Origin of the sequence: Streptomyces sp. NPDC047453, assembly GCF_040643155.1 — a bacterium.
Lineage (GTDB): Bacteria > Actinomycetota > Actinomycetes > Streptomycetales > Streptomycetaceae > Streptomyces.
The window spans coordinates 1-1,460 of the sequence record NZ_JBEYTS010000179.1; the positions used below are offsets into that span (position 1 = coordinate 1).

The following is a 1,460-nucleotide window of genomic DNA, read 5'->3' on the forward strand; positions in this document are numbered from 1 at the left end:
GAGGATGCGAGTGTCTAGATCGTATCCGGTGCAGAAGTCAGGACACCTTTCTGGTGAGCGAGCGTACAGGGTGGGATCGTCGGCTGTCCGTGGCAGCCGACGGAAAGGGGCTGGTCGGGCATGCGGGAGCGGTGCTGCTGCGCCGACTGGCGGACCGAATGGGGCTGACACGAGGGCTCGCCGGGGTGCTTCCCTCCAGCACGAGTGCCGGGTGGCGGGAGCGGGCCGGGGTGCTCGTCCAGCTCGCCGTCGCGATGGTGCTCGGGGCGCGCAGCCTGCTGGAGGCCGAGCAGCTCCAGCTTCACCACCAGGGCCTGTTCGGCCCCGCGGCCTCGGACTCGACGATGCGCCGCCTGCTGGCCGGGCTGGACGACAAGACCCTGAGGAAGATCGCGAAGGTGCGGCGACGGGTGCGCCGGCATGTGTGGACGCAGCTCCACCTGCGGCCCGGCGGCTTCCCGTGGCTCACGGTCGCCGGACGAAGGCTGACGGGCTGGATCGTCATCGACCTGGACGCCACGGTCATCACGAGCGCATCCCGAAAGGAAGGGGCCGCGGCCACGTTCAAGGGCACGTTCGGCTTCCACCCGCTGGGCAGTTGGCTGGCGAACACCGGCGAGAGCCTCGCGATGGAACTCCGCCCGGGCAACGCGGGGGCAAACACCGTGGACGACCACGTCCGCGTCCTGGCCGCCGCGCTGGATCAGATACCGCACTCCTCCCAGTCGAAGATCCTCGTCCGGGTCGACGGCGCGGGCGCCACCCACGGCCTGCTCCAGCACCTGGAGGCGCTGAACACCAAGCGGCGCACGGTCCGTTACACGGTCGGCTGGAAGATCACGCCCGAGGACGAGGCAGCGATCGCCAGGCTCCCCGAAAGCGCCTGGGAGACCTCACTGACACAGGGCGGCGAGCTTCAAACGGGTTATCAGGTTGCCGAGTTGACTGGGTTGAACACCCGTGACGGCTGGCCGGAGGGCATGCGCCTGATCGTCCGCCGCGTGCGCCCGTCCCGGCGGCACCTGAAGAAGCTGACCGCCTTCGAGCAGAAGACCGGCTGGCGCTACTCGATCACTGCCACGAACATCCGGCACATGTGGGGCATCGCCGGCTCCCACCAGATCCAGTTCCTCGACGCCCTGCACCGCGACCACGCCGAGGTCGAAGACCGCATCCGCACCGGCAAGGCCATGGGCCTGCACAACCTGCCCTCACAGTCGTGGCAGATCAACACAGGCTGGATGCTCGCCGCGAACCTCGCCGCCGATCTCGACACCTGGCTGCGGCTGCTCACCCTGCACGACCAGGACGGCCTCGAAGACGCCGAGCCGGACACGATGCGCCTGCGCCTCTACCACCTTCCGGCCCGCCTCGCCCGCCACGCCCGCCGCCGCATCCTCCGCATCGAGCGGACCTGGCCCTGGGCGGCAGCGTTCACCACCAGCTGGAACAGGCTCACG

Annotated in this window: 1 protein-coding gene; it reads left to right on the plus strand. The window is 69.5% G+C overall.

Annotated elements, in window-relative coordinates:
- Positions 1 to 53 precede the first annotated feature (53 nt).
- Positions 54 to 1,460 (plus strand): IS1380 family transposase (locus tag ABZ818_RS42790; RefSeq protein ID WP_361427753.1); only part of this gene is annotated, 1,407 nt, incomplete at its 3' end.